The 19,153-nt window shown below is 67.7% G+C and carries 18 protein-coding genes; 14 read left to right on the top strand and 4 right to left on the bottom strand.

Annotated elements, in window-relative coordinates; genetic code table 11:
* Positions 1-15: 15 nt before the first annotated feature.
* The 6 genes from ACWFRF_RS03715 (at position 16) to ACWFRF_RS03690 (ending at position 4,767) form a co-directional block, all read left to right on the top strand.
* Positions 16-528: an anthrone oxygenase family protein gene (locus tag ACWFRF_RS03715; protein ID WP_452448795.1), complete on the top strand. Its 513-nt coding sequence runs from the start codon at positions 16-18 to the stop codon at positions 526-528.
* Positions 529-574: 46 nt separating this feature from the next.
* A complete protein-coding gene (locus ACWFRF_RS03710) occupies positions 575-1,411 on the top strand; it encodes an alpha/beta fold hydrolase (protein WP_452448793.1) in 837 nt (278 codons plus the stop codon).
* A gap of 111 nt (positions 1,412-1,522) precedes the next feature.
* Entirely contained in the window at positions 1,523-2,185 is a 663-nt protein-coding gene (locus ACWFRF_RS03705; RefSeq protein ID WP_452448792.1) for a hypothetical protein, read from the top strand.
* Between the two features lie 50 nt (positions 2,186-2,235).
* On the top strand, positions 2,236-2,901 hold the full coding sequence (locus tag ACWFRF_RS03700; protein ID WP_452448791.1) for a GNAT family N-acetyltransferase: 666 nt from the start codon (positions 2,236-2,238) through the stop codon (positions 2,899-2,901).
* A gap of 183 nt (positions 2,902-3,084) precedes the next feature.
* Entirely contained in the window at positions 3,085-3,252 is a 168-nt protein-coding gene (locus ACWFRF_RS03695) for a hypothetical protein (protein ID WP_378995084.1), read from the top strand.
* A gap of 243 nt (positions 3,253-3,495) precedes the next feature.
* Positions 3,496-4,767: a PucR family transcriptional regulator gene (locus tag ACWFRF_RS03690; protein ID WP_378995082.1), complete on the top strand. Its 1,272-nt coding sequence runs from the start codon at positions 3,496-3,498 to the stop codon at positions 4,765-4,767.
* Here ACWFRF_RS03690 and ACWFRF_RS03685 read toward each other — a convergent pair whose 3' ends face one another.
* Positions 4,768-6,321: an acyl-CoA carboxylase subunit beta gene (locus tag ACWFRF_RS03685; RefSeq protein WP_452448790.1), complete on the bottom strand. Its 1,554-nt coding sequence runs from the start codon at positions 6,319-6,321 to the stop codon at positions 4,768-4,770.
* Between the two features lie 139 nt (positions 6,322-6,460).
* Positions 6,461-8,209, bottom strand: coding sequence for an FAD-dependent oxidoreductase (locus ACWFRF_RS03680; protein ID WP_452448789.1), 1,749 nt, complete (start codon positions 8,207-8,209; stop codon positions 6,461-6,463).
* Positions 8,210-8,687: 478 nt separating this feature from the next.
* Between ACWFRF_RS03680 and ACWFRF_RS03675 the strand changes: the two genes are divergently transcribed.
* On the top strand, positions 8,688-14,150 hold the full coding sequence (locus ACWFRF_RS03675) for an ATP-binding protein (RefSeq protein ID WP_452448788.1): 5,463 nt from the start codon (positions 8,688-8,690) through the stop codon (positions 14,148-14,150).
* 38 nt (positions 14,151-14,188) lie between these two features.
* Here ACWFRF_RS03675 and ACWFRF_RS03670 read toward each other — a convergent pair whose 3' ends face one another.
* A complete protein-coding gene (locus ACWFRF_RS03670; RefSeq protein WP_452448787.1) occupies positions 14,189-14,761 on the bottom strand; it encodes a TetR family transcriptional regulator in 573 nt (190 codons plus the stop codon).
* A gap of 38 nt (positions 14,762-14,799) precedes the next feature.
* Between ACWFRF_RS03670 and ACWFRF_RS03665 the strand changes: the two genes are divergently transcribed.
* The 7 genes from ACWFRF_RS03665 to ACWFRF_RS03635 all read left to right on the top strand — a co-directional run bounded on the left by ACWFRF_RS03665 (position 14,800) and on the right by ACWFRF_RS03635 (position 18,735).
* Positions 14,800-15,177, top strand: coding sequence for a hypothetical protein (locus tag ACWFRF_RS03665; protein WP_452448786.1), 378 nt, complete (start codon positions 14,800-14,802; stop codon positions 15,175-15,177).
* Between the two features lie 68 nt (positions 15,178-15,245).
* Complete coding sequence (locus ACWFRF_RS03660) at positions 15,246-15,434, top strand: hypothetical protein (protein WP_378995072.1); 189 nt, start codon at positions 15,246-15,248, stop codon at positions 15,432-15,434.
* Between the two features lie 75 nt (positions 15,435-15,509).
* Positions 15,510-16,469, top strand: coding sequence for an Acg family FMN-binding oxidoreductase (locus ACWFRF_RS03655; protein WP_452448785.1), 960 nt, complete (start codon positions 15,510-15,512; stop codon positions 16,467-16,469).
* 114 nt (positions 16,470-16,583) lie between these two features.
* Positions 16,584-16,874 (top strand): hypothetical protein, encoded by a 291-nt coding sequence (locus tag ACWFRF_RS03650; protein ID WP_379313986.1) that lies wholly within the window; start codon positions 16,584-16,586, stop codon positions 16,872-16,874.
* 1 nt (position 16,875) lies between these two features.
* Positions 16,876-17,547: a HemK2/MTQ2 family protein methyltransferase gene (locus tag ACWFRF_RS03645; RefSeq protein WP_452448784.1), complete on the top strand. Its 672-nt coding sequence runs from the start codon at positions 16,876-16,878 to the stop codon at positions 17,545-17,547.
* Positions 17,548-17,560: 13 nt separating this feature from the next.
* Positions 17,561-17,740 (top strand): CDGSH iron-sulfur domain-containing protein, encoded by a 180-nt coding sequence (locus ACWFRF_RS03640; RefSeq protein ID WP_387448595.1) that lies wholly within the window; start codon positions 17,561-17,563, stop codon positions 17,738-17,740.
* A complete protein-coding gene (locus ACWFRF_RS03635) occupies positions 17,737-18,735 on the top strand; it encodes an iron-containing redox enzyme family protein (RefSeq protein ID WP_452448783.1) in 999 nt (332 codons plus the stop codon). The genes ACWFRF_RS03640 and ACWFRF_RS03635 overlap by 4 nt, the downstream gene beginning before the upstream one ends.
* Here ACWFRF_RS03635 and ACWFRF_RS03630 read toward each other — a convergent pair.
* Entirely contained in the window at positions 18,710-19,138 is a 429-nt protein-coding gene (locus ACWFRF_RS03630) for an ATP-binding protein (protein ID WP_379313983.1), read from the bottom strand. The genes ACWFRF_RS03635 and ACWFRF_RS03630 overlap by 26 nt on opposite strands.
* Between the last annotated feature and the right edge of the window lie 15 nt (positions 19,139-19,153).

Below are 19,153 nucleotides of genomic sequence, written 5' to 3'. Positions count from 1 at the left end.
GCTAACTTCGACCTCATGAAACACGCTCCGATACGCGCACTGGCCCTGCTCACCACCGGTCTTCTCGCCGGTGCGTTCGGCTACGGTGCCGCGAATCTGGTCCCGACTTTTCATCGGGTCCCGCTGCAGATGCGCCTGGAATTCCACACCGAGCTCATGCAGAACAACAGCATCAGCATGCAACTCACCATGGCCGCCGCCGCGCTGAGCTGCCTCGTCCTGGCCATCGTGCAGACGGGCAGGGACCGGGCGCTCGCCGCGGCGGCCGCGCTACTCGTTGTCGGATCGTTCCTCATCACCCGGCTCGGCAACGTGCCGATCAACCACAAGATCAACGCCTGGGCTGTCGACGGCGCGCCCGCCGACTACGCCGACATCCTCGCGCGGTGGGATCTGTTCCACTTCCTGCGGACCGGGACAGCGCTGGCCGCGTTCGCGCTGATCATCACCCTGGTGGTGTGGCGTGCCGAGGAGCAGAAGCGAGAGTTTCGCCGTGCGGACGAGGGGGTCGGGGCTACCGTGAGTTGACCACGACGGCGTGGTCACGTGGCTGCCACCGGAAGGAAGCCCGGGGATGCGGTATTTCGACTTTCGCGGAACTTCGATCGCCTATGACGAGGCGGGTGCGGGGCCCCCGATCGTCTTCCTGCACAACCTCGGCGGCGATCGTCACATCTGGCGTGCGCAATTCGACGCCCTGCGGCAGACGCATCGGGTCTTCGCGATCGACCTCATCGGCTACGGCGATTCCGACGCTCCCGACAACGGATACACCGTCGAGAACTATCTGGCCATGGTCACCGCGTTCTTCGAGGAGCAGGATCTGCGCGATGTGACGCTGGTCGGCCACTGTTTCGGCAGTGCGCTGTCGCTGCTCTACACACAGCGCAATCCCGACCGGGTGCGGTCACTGGTGCTGAGCAGCCCGCTGACCCCGGCCACTCTGCGGCCGACCCGCACCGCGTGGGCGGCGCGACTGGGTCGGCGCGTGCACATCGACGCACTGCTTGCCCGTGTGCGCATTCCCGGCCCGCTGGCGGGACTGATCGTGGCAGAACAGCTGGGCTCGGAGAGAGCGCCGCACGCGGCGGACATCGTCGCGCACCTACGCGAGAGCTGGACCGAACCCCGCCGGCTGATGGTCACCGCCGCGATCTCCCGGGAGATCCCGCGGCTCGGCGAACTGGACGAGTTCGTGCCGCCCCCCGGCTTTCCGTCCATCACCACGGTCTGGGGCAGCCGCAATCGAGTGCTGTGCGCTCGCGCCGGCGCCACGCTGAACCGCACGTTGGCGCCGTCGCGGGCGATCGTCGTGGAGGGTGCGGGGCACCTGGTGATGGTCGAGGCGCCCGATCAGGTCACCGCCGCGGTGCGCACCGCGACGACGGGCGCCCGCGTCGTCGATTCCTAGTACGAACGAACCACCGCCGGGCGTGAATCCCGCTCCGCCGCGACATGCGGCGGAGCGGGCGCTGTTGCTCGGTGAACCGAACTTGTCGGTGCGCGAAGTTAGTCTGCTCTCATGGACGGACCGGACTCTGCGCTACGCCGCTTGACCCGCGAGGCGGGAAAGCTGTTGCGGCCATACGGCTTTCACGGAACGGAAGCATCCTGGACCCAGGTCACCGAGGGCGGGGTCGCCTCGATCCGCCGCACCCGCGTCCAGCGGACCTGGACAGACGGTCAGCAGGCGCTCGGATTCGGTCTCGAGCTCAGCGCGACGCCGACCGCCTGGTGGGAATACCGCGCGTGGCGTGACGCTGTGCGCGACCTCCCGCCGGCGGCGCTCGAGCAAGCCACCGGTCCCGGCGTGATCGACAACCACGGCCTGAGCGCGGAGCTGACCGAGTTGTGGTGGCTGCGCGTCGATCCGGCCCACCGGGAGCGCCCCGCACTCCAGGCCGACGTCGACGCCGTGCGCGCCGATTTGCCGGTGCGCGTCCATGCCTACGCGCGCCGGGCACTGCGATTACTCGAACCGGACGCCTATCTGGACGAACTACTGGCGGACCCGAATCCACGGCCTGCCGTGCTGGAGGCGATCATCGTTCTGCTCGCCGAACACGGGCCGGGATCGCGACTCGACGATGCGGTGACCCAGTTCCGATTATCCGTCGCCGACCCGAACGAGTCGGGCGCCGAGGACGTCATCGCCTACCTGCGCGGCCGAGCCGTTCCGGTCTGATCGCCCTGCTCGAGCAGCCGGACGGACGGCTCGCCATTATCATTCCGCCCGTGGGAGATGCGGTACAGGAAGATGCTCGGCGGATTCGCCCCGGCAACCGGAAGGACTTCGGTGTCGCCGCCGAACTCTTGGCGGCCTCCTTGGCGAATGATCCGGCGACCCTGTGGCTGCACCCGAAGGAATCCAGCCGCAGAACCCGGCTCGTCCGCTCGTTTCGATTCTCGCTCGATGACGCCCGCGATTGCAGCGACGGCGTCGACCTCGCGCTCGACAGCACCGGCGCGATCGTCGGCGTCGCGGTATGGCTGGCCACCTTTCACATCCTGCCGCGAGCGACGCTGGGCCGACAGCTGAGATCGATCCACACCTACGGTTCGCATGCCGGACGTGCCAGTGCCGGTGCGCGCGCGACCTACGCGGCAGGTGTGCAGGAGCAGCATTGGCACTTGCTGGCCGTGGGCGTCTCCGCGGCGGCGCGTGGCCACGGACACGGACGGGATCTGATCGCGGCGGGAATGTACCGAGCTGCCGCGGACGGCGTCCCCGTGCACCTGGAAACGACGAATCCCCACAACCTGTCCTTCTATGAACGCCTCGGATTCGAGACGACCGGGGTGCTCGACCTTCCGGGTGGCGGCCCGCGCAGATGGCTCATGCGTCAAGTGCCGCAACCGATCCCGAATCCCGCTCGGGACAGGCGACCGCGCAATACCTGAAGGCGCTACGAAACGCGAGAAGTTCGCGATGGAAATTGTTGTGGAAATCCATGACAATTCCGCGGAAAGGGAATTGGAACGTCAAAACCTGTGCACGGTGATAGCGGTCTGCGTGGTGGCCGTGATCTGATCGAGATGTCCCGAAGCTGGGATGCTTCACAGAGTGCAAATAAGGATGACCGTATGAACTCCAGAATTTCCCGTCCGCTCGCCGTCGCCGCGATCGCGCTGTCCGCCGGTGCGATCGGCGCAGGCACCGCCACGGCCGCGGCGCCTGCGCCCGTCTCGGGTTCGGTGGAAGTGTGTGTCCCCCTTCCGCTCCCGGTGCTCGAGGTCAGCTTCTGCCTGTAACCGACTGACACGGCTAAATGCGGCGGTGGCGACACCGTTCACGGAGTGAAGATGTGCGCGGCTCCGGTTCGGATCCGCCACCGCCGCACCGTTGTGGACCCGCAGGCCCGCGGGTTTCTTTGTCGGAAAGCATCATTGATCCAGCCTTCTCTTACTCTTTGTCACAAGTGAAGGTTGGACGGGGGATTGTCGTTCACGGTAGTTTGGGGGCTTGCCCAGTGATCTGGGTGGGAAGGATTCATCATGGCTGGCGCAACGTCCATCGAGCCGTTCCTGACCGTTTCGGGGCGGCCGGTGTCGAACCCCTTGAAGGATGTACGGACGATATCCCGCCAGATGGTGGTGCATTTCATCGAGAATGTCGTGCCGTGCGGCACGCTGCCCGGCGAAGCACTCGACGGAGACGTCACCACGGTGACCCGCGTCTGTCTCGAGCTGACCAGGAGCATGCTCGACGGCCGCGATATCCCGGGACGGGTCGAGCGAGTACAGGCCGCCGCCGCCGATTGGGCGCGCGAGGGAATCCCGATCGACACCATTCACGACGCCGTGCACGAGGGCTTCAAACTGGGCTTCGATCTCGTCATCACCAACGTCACCAATCATGACTACGACACCGTGGTCGGGGTGGCTCGGCGGCTGATGGACGCCCAGAAGATGATCACCTCGGCGGTCTCGGTGGCCTACGTCCGCGAATTGCGATCGGTGGACAGTGAGCACCACACCGCGGTGCACACCCTCACGTCGGCGCTGCTCGGCGGCCAGAACACGTCGACGATGGCGCGCGAATGTGGCATCGAGGTCGCCGATCGCTATCACGTGATGGCGCTCGAACTCCCGCCGCACGCAGAGGAATTCGATCCCACTCTGGACGCGAAAGTCGTCGCGCGACGGAAATTGCGCCGCGTGCAGGCAGAACTGGCGGACCGCTGTGACGGGAAGGTGCTGTCGCTGTTGAGCGTGGACGGCGGCACGCTACTGTTGCCCGCGCACGAATTCACCCAGGTGGAATTGGATGAGCTGATCGTGCACCTGTCCGCCGCGGCGCAGGTGCCGGTGCGTGCGGTGGCGACGTCGGCGACGCCGTCCGAAATCCCGCACGCCGCCGAGCAAGTCCATGAACTCGTCGAAATCGTGCATCGGTTCGGTGGTCCGAGCAAGGTATATCGCCCGCACGAATTGGCCTTCGAATATCAGCTGACCCGGCCGGGCCCCGCGCGCGATTATCTGAGTTCCATCGTCGATTCCCTCGAAGCGCATCCGGAACTACTACGCACGCTCGAGGTGTACATGTCCACGAATATGCAGCGGTCACGGACCGCGCGCATGATGTTCATCCACACGAACACCGTCGACTACCGATTGAAAAGGATCGGCCAGATGACCGGGTTCGACCTCAACGACGTGTCCGGTCTGTGTCATCTGCGCGCCGCTCTGTTGATCCGGGCCCACCGCGGGTCCGGATCAACAGAGCTCTATCGGCCCCCGAGCGAAACCAGTTCGCGCGCGGGCTGATCACATCGGGTAGAGCGGGTGCTTACGCGGGTTGAACTCCGGCTTGACCGGCGGCTTGTCGCGCAGCAGGCGCAGTGCGTGCCGGATCTCGAGGCGGGTGCGTGAGGGCTCGATCACCGCGTCGATGTAGCCGCGCTCGGCGGCGACCCACGGGGTGGCGATGGTCTCGTTGTACTGGTTGATCATGAAATCGCGCGCCGCGGCGCGGTGTTCCTCGGGGACAGCGGCCAATTGGCGTTTGGCGGCGAGGTCGACCGCACTTTCGGCGCCGATCACGGCGATCCGGGCGGTCGGCCAGGCGAAGCTGACGTCGGCACCGACCTGACGGCAGCCCATCATTCCGTAGGCGCCGCCATAGGACTTGCGCACCACCAGGCTGATGATCGGTACTGTCGCCTCGATGATCGCGCGCGGCATCCGGCCGCCCCGGATGATCACGCCCGCGTCTTCCTGATCGAGGCCCGGCAGCACGCCGGGAGTATCGGTGACGAAGATCAGCGGGATGTTGAAGGCGTTGCACAGCCGGATGAAGTAGGTGCCCTTGTCGGAGCACGCGGCGTCGACGGACCCGCCGAGGACCAGTGGCTGATTGGCGATCACGCCGACCGGATAGCCGTCGACCCTGGCGAACCCGGTGATCAGGTTCGGGGCGAAAGACGCTCGGATCTCATGGAATTCACCATCGTCGAACAGACGCAACAGGACGTCGTGCATGTCGTAACCCGCACGATCGGAATCCGGGATGATCGTCTCGAGTTCCAGGTCGTAGGCGGTGATGTCGGGTTCGAGGCCGGGATTGACGATCGGCGGCTGTTCGAGGCAGCTCGACGGCATATAGCTGAGGTAGTTGCGGGCCCAGTCGAAGGCTTCCTGCTCGTTGTCCGCGACGTGATGCAGGGTGCCACGCTTGGCCTGCACCTCCGCGCCGCCGAGCGCCTCGGCGCTGATGTCCTCACCGTTGACGGCCTTGATCACGTCAGGCCCGGTGACGAACATGTAGGTGTCCTTCGTGCCGACGAGCACGTCGGTATTGATCGGTCCGTAGACCGAGCCCGCCGCGCATTTGCCGAGCATGATCGACACCTGCGGCACATAGCCCGACAACTTCTCCAGAACCCGGGTCATATCGCCGAACGAGGCGAGCGAACCGGCCGCGTCCTGCACCCGCGCGCCGGGGGATTCGTTGATCGTCACCACCGGGCAACCGTTGTCGAACGCGAGTTTGAGCGCCTGCATGAACTTGCGCGCCGCCGTGATACCGACCGACCCGCCGTACACGGTCGGATCATGAGCGATCACGATCACTGTCCGGCCATGGATCAGCCCACGACCGGTCACCAGTCCGTCGCCGTAGAGGGCATCGGGCTGTCCGGGCTGACGTGCCAACGCTCCGATTTCGATGAATGTCCCAGGGTCGAGCAGCATGTTCATCCGCTCGCGAACGCTCGGAACGCCCTTCTTCGCTCGCTTCGCTACGGCGGCCTCACCTGCTGGTTCCGCGGCGATCGCCAGAATCTCGGCCAGCCCGTCGAGCTTCGCCTTGGTACTTACCACGCTTACTGCCACCTTCCAACCAACTCAAATGCTGTGCGCGACGGTAGTCGAATCACGGTGTGGCAGCGCGATAAGCGGGGGAGGCGGGAGAGGTCACAAAGTCTCGGCCGGCGATCTCATCGCATTCTCTACACCGAGCTCAGCGGTCTTCGTGGGTGGACGCGGTGACCGGCCAGATCGGCAGGCGAAGGGCGGCGGTGGCGGTGGCGGGCACGACAGGGTCGTTCGGTGCCACCGCGGCGATCCGCTGGTAGGGATCGCCGGGTGCGGGGCGTGGATCCGGTTCGCCCTTGTTGGGCCACAGCGCGGCCGCGCGTTCGGCCTGGGCGGCGATCGTCAGTGACGGATTGACACCGAGGTTGGCCGAGATCGCCGAACCGTCGACGACGCTGAGACCGGGGTAGCCGTGGACCCGGTGATAGGCGTCGATGACGCCGTCGCTCGCATCGGTACCGATCACGCAACCGCCGATGAAGTGCGCGGTCATCGGGACGTTGAACACATCGGGCCAGGTACTGCCCGGTGTGGCACCGAGTTTCGCGGCGACGTGCCGGGTCGCCTCGTGCCCGGGCGGGATCCACGAGGGGTTGGGTTCGCCGAAACCCTGCTTGCTGGTGAACCGGCGACCGAACACCCCGCGCCGGGTGTAGGTGGTGATCGAATTGTCCAGGCTCTGCATCACCAGCAGGACCAGCGTGCGCTCGCTCCACCGGGTGGTGCGCAGCAGTCGCACGGTCTGCACCGGGTGCCGCCCGGCGATGAGCAGCACCCGCGACCATCGCGGCAGGCGGTGATCGCCGTCGACCAGATAGGTGTTGAGCAATCCCATGGCATTGGATCCCTTGCCGTAGCGCACGGGTTCGACGTGGGTGTTCGGCGTGGGGTGGAACGAGGACGTGATCGCCACGCCCTTGGTGATGTCGACGGCGGGGTCGACCTCGGTGCGTCCGGCACCGAGGATGGCTTCGGAGTTGGTGCGCGTGAGCACACCCAGTCGGGGGGAGATCCCGGGAAGCACCGCGGTGTCGCGCATGCGGAACAGCAGGTGCTGGGTGCCCCAGGTGCCCGCGGCCAGGACGACATGTCGCGCCGACCGGGTGGCGCGGTGTTTGCGGATCCAGCTCCCGGTGCGTTCGGTGTCGACCAGCCAGCTGCCGTCGGGTCGGGGCCGGATCGCGGTCACCGTGGTCATCGGCGAGACCACGGCGCCGGCCCGCTCCGCCAGCCCGAGGTAGTTCTTGACGAGGGTGTTCTTGGCGCCGTGACGGCAGCCGGTCATGCATTCCCCGCACTCGATGCAGCCGGTGCGCTCGGGACCGACGCCGCCGAAGTAGGGGTCGGCGGCGGTCCGGCCGGGTTCGCCGAAATACACCCCGACCGGGGTCGGGACGAAGGTGTCGCCGACTCCCATCTCGTCGGCTACCGACTCGATGATCGTGTCGGCCGGAGTCATGTGCGGATTGCGCACGACGCCGAGCATGCGGCGGGCCTGGTCGTAATGGGGGCTGAGCTCGGCGTCCCAGTCGGTGATATCGGCCCACTGCCGGTCGCCGAAGAACGCCGATCCGGGTTTGTACAGGGTGTTGGCGTAGTTGAGCGAACCACCGCCGACCCCGGCGCCTGCCAGGATGAAGCAGTCGCGCAGGCGGTGAATGCGCTGGATGCCGTAGCAACCCAACCGTGGGGCCCACAAATACCGGCGCAGATCCCAGTTGGTCGCGGCGAAGTCCGCGTCCGCGAACCGGCGACCGGCTTCGAGGACACCCACGGTGTATCCCTTTTCCACCAGGCGCAGGGCAGTGACGCTGCCACCGAACCCGGATCCGACGATCAAGACGTCGTAGTCGTAGGAAGGGGCGGCGGCGTTGCCGGAAGAGTCTGCTGACACGGACCCGACGGTAGAAGCCCGCGTGCCGACGCGACTGATTCGGCGCGCCGACTGGCAGAACTCACGATCTCGGGCGCGTAGTTATGGCACGGATGACAGCCGAAGGCCCGCCCACGTCCCGCACCTGGTGGGACGGGTGGGATGCCACCTCGAATATGTTGTAGGTCAACATGATTGATAGGATTTCGCAGTGAGTGGATGGTCCGGGACCGCAGACCTTGGCCGTCCACTCACTCAGGGGAGATACTTGTTCAACCAGCGGGCATCGCGACGCCTGCCAGCGGTCATCTCAGCGCCTCCGGCCGCTCGCGTTCGTCAGGTTGTATGGTGCTCGGCGGCCGCTCGTGCCTTGGCTACGTGCCGGTAACCCGCGCACGGTGCTTGTATATGGGGCACGGGGGTGCAGACTGCGCACGGACCGGGAGTTGCAAATCTCACCCGCAGGACGATGTCCTGGGTAAATGGAAGGAGTCGGCGAGTGTTCAGCCGTATCGCCATCGTGAATCGGGGCGAGGCCGCTATGCGCCTCATCCATGCCGTCCGTGATCTGGCGGCGGCAACCGGGCTACCGATCGAAACCGTAGCCCTGCACACCGACGTGGACCGGAACGCCACCTTCGTCCGGGAAGCCGATATCGCCTACGACCTCGGTCCGGCCTCGGCACGCCCGTATCTCGACCTCAAAGCCCTCGAGAATGCCCTCGTGGCCACCAAGGCCGACGCGGCCTGGGTCGGCTGGGGCTTCGTCGCCGAGGATCCGGCGTTCGCCGAACTGTGCGACCACATCGGCGTCACCTTCGTCGGGCCGAGCGCCGAGGCGATGCGCAAGCTCGGTGACAAGATCGGCGCCAAGCTGATCGCCGAGGAAGTCGGCGTGCCGGTCGCGCCGTGGAGCCGGGGCGCGGTCGACACCGTCGAAGACGCCATCGAAGCGGCCACCGCGATCGGCTACCCGCTGATGCTGAAGGCCACCGCCGGCGGTGGCGGGCGCGGCATCCGCGTGATCACCAACGAGGCCGAACTCGTCGACGCCTACGAGCGCACCAAGCAGGAGGCCGCCCGCGCCTTCGGCAGCGGCGTCGTCTTCCTGGAGCGCCTGGTCACGGGCGCCCGGCACGTCGAGGTCCAGGTGATCGCCGACGGTCAGGGCACCGCGTGGGCGCTGGGCGTGCGCGATTGCTCGGTGCAGCGACGCAATCAGAAGGTGATCGAGGAATCCTCCTCTCCCGTGCTGAGCGCCGAGCAGACCGCCGAACTCAAGGGCTCCGCCGAGCGCCTGGCGATCGCGGTCGGGTACTGCGGCGCGGCGACCGTCGAGTTCCTCTACCACCCCGGTGACCAGCTGTTCGCCTTCCTCGAGGTCAACACCCGCCTGCAGGTCGAGCACCCGATCACCGAGCTCACCACCGGTTTCGACCTGGTGCACGCGCAGCTGCGGGTTGCCTCGGGCATCAAGCTCGAGGGTGTGCCACCCGTCGAGCGCGGCCACGCCATCGAAGCCCGCCTCAACGCCGAAGACCCCGACCGCGACTTCGCGCCCGCGCCCGGCCGCATCGTGCGCCTCGATCTGCCCGCGGGCCCCGGTATTCGCGTCGACACCGGCGTCAGCCAAGGCGACACGATCCCCGCCGACTTCGACTCGATGATCGCCAAGATCATCGCCTACGGCCGCGATCGCGCCGAGGCCCTCGGCCGGCTGCGCCGGGCCATGGCCCAGACCCGCGTCGTCATCGAAGGCGGCGCGACGAACAAGAGTTTCGTCCTCGACCTGCTCGACCAGCCCGAGGTCATCGACGCCAGCGCCGACACCGGCTGGATCGACCGGGTACGCGGCGAAGGCCGCCTGGTGACCCATCGGCACTCCACCGTCGCGCTGGCGGTGGCCGCGATCGACGCCTACGAGGAAGACGAGCGGGTCGAGCGGCATCGACTGCTCTCGACCGCGTCCGGCGGACGTCCGCAGGTGCAGCACGAGAGCGGACGGCCGCTGGATCTGAAGCTGCGTGGCGCGGGATATCGCGTGCGCGTGGCCCGGATCGGCGCGCACCGCTTCCGCGTCGGCATCGAGGCCGGTGGCGAATTGCGCACCGCCGATGTCGATCTGGAGCGTTTCGATCACCACACCGGCCAGATCGTCGTCAACGGCACCCGCTACCGCCTGATCACCGGCACCCACGGACCCACCCATGTGGTGGACGTCGACGGCGTGACCCACCGGATCAGCCGCGACGAGGGCGGTGTCGTCCGCTCGCCCGCCCCCGCGCTGGTCGTCGGCACGCCGCTCGAGGTCGGCGCCGAGGTCGAGGCCGGAGCGCCGGTGCTGGTGCTGGAGAGCATGAAGATGGAAACGGTGCTGCGCGCACCGTTCCGGGCCCGGCTGAAGGAATGCGCGGTCTCGGTCGGCACCCAGGTCGAAGCGGGCGCCCCGCTGCTGCGGCTCGAGCCGCTCGCCGACGACGACGAAGCCGCCGAAGCCGAGACCACCGGCACCGTCGAGCTCGATCTGCCCAGCGCGGCAACACCATTGCGCGCCCACGAGCGCGTGGCCCGCGGCCTGCAGGACCTGAGCAGCCTGCTGCTCGGCTTCGACGTGGACCCGCACGACGACCGCCGCGTCCTCGACGACTACCTCACGGCGCGACGCGAAGCCGTCGCCGACAGCCTGCGCCCGCTCGCCGAAGAGCTCGAACTGGTGCAGATGTTCGCCGATCTCGCCGAGCTGAGCCACAATCGGTCGGCCGACGACGATCACGTCCAGGGCCACGTCCACAGCGCCCGTGAGTACTTCCACACCTACCTGCAGAGTCTCGATGTCGAGCGGGCCGGGCTCCCCGAGTCGTACCAGGCCAAACTCGGCACGGCGCTGCGCCACTACGGCGTCACCGAGCTGGACCGCACACCCGATCTCGAAGCGGCGGTCTTCCGGATCTTCCTCGCTCAGCAGCGTCCCACCGACACCGTCACCGTCGTCACCGCGCTGCTGCGCGAATGGCTGACCGAGCCGATGCCCGACCAGGTGCTGCGCGAACCCGTCGGCCTGGCGCTCGAGCGTCTCGTCGCGGCGACGCAGGTGCGTTTCCCGGTGATCGCCGATCTCGCCCGCGGTCTGGTCTACGCCTGGTACGGCCAGCCGCTGCTGCGCCGCAACCGCGCTCGCGTGTACACCAACGTCCGCAAGCACCTGAGCTACCTGGACGCGAACCCGGCCGCCGACGATCGCGGCGCCCGGATCGCCGAAATGGTGCGCAGCACCGAACCCCTGGTGCGGTTGCTCGGCCAGCGGCTCGAGCGCGACAAGCCCGACCACACCTCGATGCTCGAGGTGCTGACCCGGCGTTACTACGGCAACAAGGGCCTCACCGGCGTCCGCACCGAACAGGTCGGCGACACCACGTTCGTCGTGGCCGAACGCTACGGTTCGACGCTGGTCTCGACCGCCGTCGGCTTCGACAAGCTCGACGCCGCACTGGACGGGCTCGCCGAACTGGCGAGCGGCGCCGTCTCCATCGACGCCGACATCTACCTCAGCTGGGAATCGCAGCCCGAGGACTTCGACGCGATGGCCGCGGCCCTGCAGGAGGTGCTGGGCGCGCACCCGGTACCGAATCAGGTGCACCGGATCACCGCCACCGTCGCGGGCAGCGGCGGTTCGGTCATGCACCACCACTTCACCTTCCGTCCGTCGGTGACGGGGATGGCCGAGGAACGGCTGATCCGCGGACTGCACCCCTACATCGCGCAGCGGATGCAGCTGGAGCGGTTGCGCAAGTTCGACCTCACCCGGTTGCCGTCCTCGGACGAAGAGGTCTACCTGTTCCGCGGCGTGGCCAAGGAGAACCCCTCCGACGAGCGCCTGATCGCCTTCGCCCAGGTCCGTGACCTCGCGGCATTGCGCGATCACGACGGCCGGTTGGTCGCCCTGCCCACCGCCGAGAGCGCCATCGCCACCTGCGTCGACTCGATCCGGCGGGCCCAGTCGCGGTTCCCCTCGGCCAAGCGACTCAACACCAACCGCATCGTGATGTACATCTGGCCGCACATGGATGTCACCCGCGCGGAGCTCGAGACCATCGGCGGCCACGTGCTGCCGACGGCCGCGGGCGCCGGGCTCGAGGAGATCCTGCTCATCGCCCGCCAGCGCGATCCCGAGACCGGCGAGCTTACCAAGGTCGGCGTGCGGATCTCGTTCCGTCCCGACGGCGGATCCGAGGTGACGGTCGGCGAACGGACCGACGAACCCGTCGAGCCGTTGGACGAATACCGGCAGAAGGTGCTGCGCGCCGCGGCCCGCAACACCGTGTACCCGTACGAACTGACTTCGCTGCTGGGCGATTTCGCCGAATACGATCTCGACGCGAACCATGCGCTGGTGCCGGTCGATCGGCCCAAGGGCCACAACACCGCGGCGATCGTCGCCGGTGTGGTGACCACAGCGACCGCGCAGCATCCGCAGGGCGTGACCCGAGTGCTGCTGCTCGGTGACCCCACCAAGTCCCTCGGCGCGCTCTCGGAGCCGGAATGCCGCCGGGTGATCGCCGCGCTGGATCTGGCCGAGAGCCTGCAGGTGCCGCTCGAGTGGTACGCGCTGTCCTCGGGCGCGCGGATCTCGATGTCCTCGGGTACCGAGAACATGGACTGGGTGGCGGCCGCGCTCAAGCGGATCGTCGAGTTCACCCAGGACGGTCGCGAGATCAATATCGTGGTCGCCGGCATCAACGTCGGCGCGCAGCCGTACTGGAATGCCGAGGCCACCATGCTCATGCACACCAAGGGTGTGCTGGTCATGACGCCCGACTCGGCCATGGTGCTCACCGGAAAGCAGTCGCTGGACTTCTCCGGCGGTGTCTCGGCCGAGGACAACTTCGGCATCGGCGGCTACGACCGGGTGATGGGCCCGAACGGGCAGGCGCAGTACTGGGCGCCGAACCTGTCCGCCGCCCGCGATGTGCTGATGGCCCATTACGACCACACCTACGTCGCCCCGGGGGAGCAGGCGCCGCGTCGGGCCGCGACCGGCGATCCCGTCGACCGCGACATCTCGAGCTTCCCGCATGTGCTGGCGGACAGCAGCTTCGCCACCGTCGGCGAGATCTTCTCCGCTCACGCCAACCCGGATCGCAAGAAGCCCTTCGACATTCGCACGGTGATGCGGGCACTGGCCGACCAGGACCACCCGGTCCTGGAGCGCTGGGCCGGGATGGCAGACGCCGAGACCGCGGTGGTGCACGACGCGCACCTCGGCGGAATCCCGGTGTGCCTGTTGGGAATCGAGTCACGCAATGTGGCGCGACGCGGCTTCCCGTCCACCGACGGACCCGACACCTACACCGCGGGCACCCTGTTCCCGCGTTCGTCGAAGAAGGCAGCACGGGCCATCAACGCGGCCAGCGGTAACCGGCCGCTGGTGGTGCTGGCGAACCTGTCCGGCTTCGACGGCTCGCCCGAATCGATGCGTAAGCTGCAGCTCGAGTACGGCGCCGAAATCGGCCGTGCCATCGTGAATTTCGACGGCCCCATCGTGTTCTGCGTGATCTCGCGCTACCACGGCGGTGCGTTCGTGGTGTTCTCGAAGGCGCTGAACCCGAACATGACGGTGCTCGCGCTCGAAGGATCGTTCGCCTCGGTGCTCGGCGGCGCGCCGGCCGCCGCGGTGGTGTTCGCCGGTGAGGTGAAGGCCAGGACCGCGGCCGATCTGCGCGTACGGGAGCTGGAAAGCCGGGTGGCCAATGCCGTCGGCACCGACCGCGCGACATTGAGTGCCGAACTCGACGAGACACGGTCCTCGGTGCGCGCGGAGAAGCTGGGCGATGTGGCCGCGGAATTCGACCGCGTGCACAACATTCAGCGCGCGGTCGAGGTCGGTTCGGTGGACGCCATCGTCAGCGTCGCGGATCTGCGTCCGCGGATCATCGACGCGATCGAGGCGCGACTGCCCGCGTAGTACTCGGCGGACCGGGCTCGGTATTCGACCGAGCCCGGTCAGTCGGCGCCGTACAGGCGCAGAACCGACGATCGGAACCGAGTGGCCGCCGTGGCCGCGTCGACCCGGCCGCCACGGAGCTGCTGTCCCGCCGCGTGGCCGAGCGCGATCGTCGCGGCGACGAGCCATTCGGTGGACAGATCCGTCGTGAATTCTCCGGTCTCGCGGCCGCGCCGGATCAGCGCGTCGAGGTTTTCCTCGACCGGTACGTGGCGTGCGGCGTCGGCCGCGGAGTCGCTGTCGGAGAAGTCGAATCGCGTCTGTTCGGCCAGCATCGTGGCGACGGCGGCGAGGAGCCGGTCGAGAGCCGCCGTGGCGGTGCCGGTGTCGAGGTCGGCGGCTTCCAGCACATCGAGCGCGCGTCGGCTCTGTTCGTCGCGCACCGACGCGAGCAGCATCTCCCTGGTACCGAAGTGCGCGTACGCGGTCTGGCGGGTGACCCCCGCCGCGGCGGCGATCTCGGCCATGCTCGCCTCGGGATGCTCGCCCAGGACCCGGATCGCGGCGGCGACCAGCGCCGACCGGTTGCGCCCCACCTCTACGCGCTGACGGCGCCGCCTTATCTCTGACACGATTGACAACGATAACAGCCCACTTAAAATTGTCAGGTATGTCAGAGATAACTGAACGTGCAGCCCGTCGACTCGTGCTCGACTACACCCGCGACATGGCCCTGTCCGGCGAGGACCCCGCCGCGATCGTGGATCGCACCCTGACCGAGGACGTGATCTGGCAGACCGACGGCACCGAGCTCGACCGCGACCGGTTGATCGCGCACGCGTCGCCCGCCCGCAAGAACGTCACCGCCGTCGATGTCACGATCGACGATCTGCTCGTCGACGGCCACCGATTCGCCGCGCGGTGCTGCCTCGACGCCGAACATCGCAAGCTCGGACACCTGCGGATCGTATGGATCATGATCGGCAGCGTCGCCGGCGACGGACGCGTGCGGCGGATTCATCAACTCGCTATGACCCCGAAGTCGTAGGAGTGGTCCTGACCACATCGAATGCCCCTATATCCTGGTCTCTTCGCATCACGAGTAGGAGCGTTCCGATGGCCTTGGCTCGACACTGCGACCGCGATGGTTGCGATAGCTGGCAGCGCATCGATCACGACGTCAACCACCGATGGATCACTGTCGACCTCGGTGCGGGCGACGTGCGGCACTTCGATACCCGCGACTGCCTGCTGCACTGGGCAGCGGCCACCAGCGTCCCGACCGAGGTCTCTCCGGCTGTGTAATTTCTCAGATTCGCCACCTAGGGTCGAGTCCAGCCGCAGTACGCCTACCTGCACAGGAAGGAAGACTGGCGAGACATGCCGAGCATCACAACGTGCCGAGACGCACTCGAATTGGCGGTGCGTGCGCCCTCGGTGCACAACACCCAACCGTGGCGCTGGCGGATCCAGCGCGGCCGCGTCGATCTGTTCGCCGACTTCGGGCGTCAGGTCACCGCGACAGACCCCTTGGCACGCGCTCTCGTGGTGAGCTGCGGCGCCGCGCTGCATCATCTCGAGGTGGCGTTCGCCATGCTGGGCTGGCAGGCCGAGATCGATCGGCTGCCCGACCCGGATCGACCCGATCACCTCGCGACGGTGCGGTTCACCCCGCGTCCGCCGTCGGATCGCGATATCCGGCTGGCCGCCGCCATCCACCTGCGCCAATCCGATCGGCGCCGCTATCCTGGCGCGCCGGTGCCCGCGCGCGACCTGCGTGCGGTGTCGCGATGCGCGGCCCCGTTCGGGGCCGCCGCCCGGCACGTCCCCGACAGCATGCTCTCGCAGCTGGCCGCCCCCATGCGCCGAGCCGCCGTCCGGCACGCGACCGACACGAACTACCTGGCGGAACTGGAGCAGTGGAGCGGCTGCCACGGCGAGCCCAACGGCGTACCTGCCCGCAACGCACCCGTCGCACGCTCATCGAACGAACTACCGGTGCGGGTCTTCGCCGAAGCGGAACTGTCCGAGTACACCGACGAGCCCGACTCCGCCCACTGGCTGGTCGTGTGCACCCCGCACGACAACCGCCTCTCCCAGCTGCGCGCGGGTCAGGCAACGAGCGCGATCCTGCTGCAGGCCACCTACCTCGGCCTGGCGACGAGCCTGCAATCCGAACCTCTCGGCATGCTGGATCTCCGCGACCAGATCCGCACCACGGTCCTGCAGGAATGCGCCTATCCGCACGTCATGATCCGAGTCGGCGTCATGCCGCACGCCGCGGCACCCTTGGAATCCACCCCGCGCCGCCCGGTGACCGAGGTCATCGAAACGAACTGAATCACCTGGTCGATCGGTGTTTCGACCGCGTCGGCGCGAGGGCGGCTGATTGCTTCGATGGATTGCGGGCATGTCCACGACAGGGCGGTCTCGTCCTCGAAAAGGAGCTGCGCGATGAATCAGTCAGAGAAACAGTTTCCCGATGACGCTCGGACCACTCGAACCCATGCGGGCGAGTCGATCAGGGACACCAGGAATTGGCCCGGATTGATTCTTGCCGCTATCGGGCTGGTGCTGCTCGGTCTCACGCTCACCGCGGCCGGGTACGGCTTCGGCGGCTGGGCCGTGCTGGCGGGTGTGGCGTGCGCGGTGTGTCTGGTGGTGGGGATCGGGCTCGTGGTCGCCGAGCACCGACGGGTGAAGGCGCAGGAGGGTCTCGCCTTGGGCGAGCCACGGGGACACTGAGATGGTCGTCCTGCGGGCGCCGCGGGTCTACCGGCCGCAGGCCGATACCTGGCTGCTCAGCCGTGCGATGCGTGAAGTGCCGTCGCTGTCCGGCGGGCGGGTGCTCGACGTCTGCTCGGGGACCGGCGCGCTCACCATGGCCGCCGCCGCGGCGGGCGCGAGCAGTCTGACCGCCGTCGACCTGTCCTGGTCGGCGCTGATGTCGACATGGATGAACTGCCGGTTGCGCGGCATCGCGGTCGAGTTGCTGCACGGCGATTTCGGATCCGCGCTGCGGCTGCCGCGCTTCGACGTGGTGGTCGCGAATCCGCCCTATGTTCCCGCGGGCCGGGCGACCGGTCGCGGTGCGGCGCTGGCCTGGGACGCGGGCCCCGACGGCCGAAGTGTGCTCGACCGGTTGTGCGCGATGCTGCCGGACCTGCTCACCGAGCGTGGCGTCGGGTTGATCGTGCATTCGGCGATCAGCGACCCCGAGCGCAGCCTGTGCCAACTGCGTGGACTGGGCGCGAACGCCCAGGTCGCGGCGACCGGAACGGTGCCGTTCGGACCGGTCATGCGGTCTCGCGCCGGATGGTTGGCCGCCAACGGCTTCATCCGGCCCGGTCAGCGCGAGGAGGAACTGGTGGTGATCCGTGTCGACCGAACATCGTCTCCCGTCGCCGACCTCGCCTGAGGCGCGGCGGGTCGTGCTCACCGACGGCGGGCCCGCGCTCATCGACGGTCCCGTCGACGTGGTCACCCCCGACGGGACGGTCCTGCACTGCGACCGTTTCGTGGTGGCGCTGTGTCTGTGTCGACGGTCGAGCACCTACCCGCTGTGCGATACGAGCCACCGGCGCCGGCGTCATCCGAGGAGTGCCGAATGACGGCTCTGCGATCACTGCCGCGCCCGCGTGGCGAGTTGTCTGCCGCGGTCACCGAATTGCTCACGCGGACACCGGGTTCGGCGGTTCCCGAGGTCGGTGGACTCGACCCTTACGGCGAGGATCTCCTGCTGACCCTGCACACCTGTTACGAACTGCACTATCAGGGATTCGCCGGTGTCGACGAGAACTGGGAGTGGGATCCCGACCTGCTGCGGCTGTGCCGCGACCTGGAGAACCAGCTGCTCACAGCCCTGCATGCCGATGTCCCCGGCGGCGAGGACGTCGAGGCAGAACTCGACCGTCTGCTCGAACCGACCCGTGACACCGACGGCATCGCGGGATTCCTCGCCGAGCGGGGGACGGCCGATCGGTTGCGCGAATACTTCGTCCACCGCTCGATCTATCACCACATCGAAGCCGACCCGTACGCCTGGGTGATCCCGCGCCTGCGCGGACAGGTGAAAGCGTCGCTGGTGGCGGTCGAGTTCGACGAGTTCGGCGCCGGCCGCGGCGAACGCGTGCACGCGCGGCTCTTCGCCAATCTCCTGTCCGGCGCCGACCTCGAGCCGGGCTACCTGCACTACCTTGACACCGTGCCCGCGCCGATGCTGGCGCTGGTGGACATGATGACGTTGTTCGGCCTGCACCGTGGCCTGCGCGGCGCGCTGATCGGCCATTTCGCGACCGCCGAGATCACCTCGCCGCCTGCGTCGCGCCGATTGGCCGAGCTCGCCCGCACGCTGCTCCCGCATCCCGCGTGCGCGCACTTCTACACCGAACACGTCGAAGCCGACGCCGTGCACGAACAGGTGATGCGGCGCGACGTCATCGCCGGATTGCTGGCCACCGAACCCGGCCGAGCTGCCTCGGTCGTGTTCGGCATCCAGGCGACGAACCTGCTCGAGGATCGCTTCGCCGATCACGTCCTGACGTGCTGGAACGCGGATCGCAGCTCGTTGCGCGAGGCACTCAGTGCACCCGCCGCACCTGCGTGAAGGTGATCCCGACGGGGTAACCGCCCTGTTCCCGGTCGTAGGCCTCGTGGTCTGCGGTGAGATGGTCGGTGATCGAGTGCATCACGTGCCAGCCGAAACCGGTCGTGTCGACCGGGTGGTCGCTGTCGCAGACCGCGGAAACCGCGACCCGGATCCGGAATCCGTCGGCGGTGACCTCGCAGTGGATCTCGGACTCGGGTACCGCGTCGAGGATCAGGCACGTGGCCGCCTCGTCGAGCGCGACGCGGATATCGGCTACCTCGTCGACCGTGAAACCGGCGATCAATGCGACAGTTTCGGCGACCGCCCGGAGCATGACAACCTGGCTCAGATCGGCGTCGATCTGGACGCGGGTCGATGTCGCACGGGTCGAGTCGGTGATGATCCGGTCGCTCGAATCCACGATGTCCTCCTCCCG

Source organism: Nocardia sp. NPDC055165 (assembly GCF_053606985.1).
Note: the sequence above shows the minus strand (reverse complement) of the source record. Positions and strands in the feature narration are given on the sequence as shown.

Excerpts from the sequence above, each read along its gene's own strand:
- ACWFRF_RS03715 (WP_452448795.1), top strand. The coding sequence starts at position 16 with ATGAAACACGCTCCGATACGCGCACTGGCCCTGCTCACCACCGGTCTT.
- ACWFRF_RS03710 (WP_452448793.1), top strand. The coding sequence starts at position 575 with ATGCGGTATTTCGACTTTCGCGGAACTTCGATCGCCTATGACGAGGCG.
- ACWFRF_RS03705 (WP_452448792.1), top strand. The coding sequence starts at position 1,523 with ATGGACGGACCGGACTCTGCGCTACGCCGCTTGACCCGCGAGGCGGGA.
- ACWFRF_RS03695 (WP_378995084.1), top strand. The coding sequence starts at position 3,085 with ATGAACTCCAGAATTTCCCGTCCGCTCGCCGTCGCCGCGATCGCGCTG.
- ACWFRF_RS03690 (WP_378995082.1), top strand. The coding sequence starts at position 3,496 with ATGGCTGGCGCAACGTCCATCGAGCCGTTCCTGACCGTTTCGGGGCGG.
- ACWFRF_RS03665 (WP_452448786.1), top strand. The coding sequence starts at position 14,800 with ATGTCAGAGATAACTGAACGTGCAGCCCGTCGACTCGTGCTCGACTAC.
- ACWFRF_RS03660 (WP_378995072.1), top strand. The coding sequence starts at position 15,246 with ATGGCCTTGGCTCGACACTGCGACCGCGATGGTTGCGATAGCTGGCAG.
- ACWFRF_RS03655 (WP_452448785.1), top strand. The coding sequence starts at position 15,510 with ATGCCGAGCATCACAACGTGCCGAGACGCACTCGAATTGGCGGTGCGT.
- ACWFRF_RS03650 (WP_379313986.1), top strand. The coding sequence starts at position 16,584 with ATGAATCAGTCAGAGAAACAGTTTCCCGATGACGCTCGGACCACTCGA.
- ACWFRF_RS03645 (WP_452448784.1), top strand. The coding sequence starts at position 16,876 with ATGGTCGTCCTGCGGGCGCCGCGGGTCTACCGGCCGCAGGCCGATACC.
- ACWFRF_RS03635 (WP_452448783.1), top strand. The coding sequence starts at position 17,737 with ATGACGGCTCTGCGATCACTGCCGCGCCCGCGTGGCGAGTTGTCTGCC.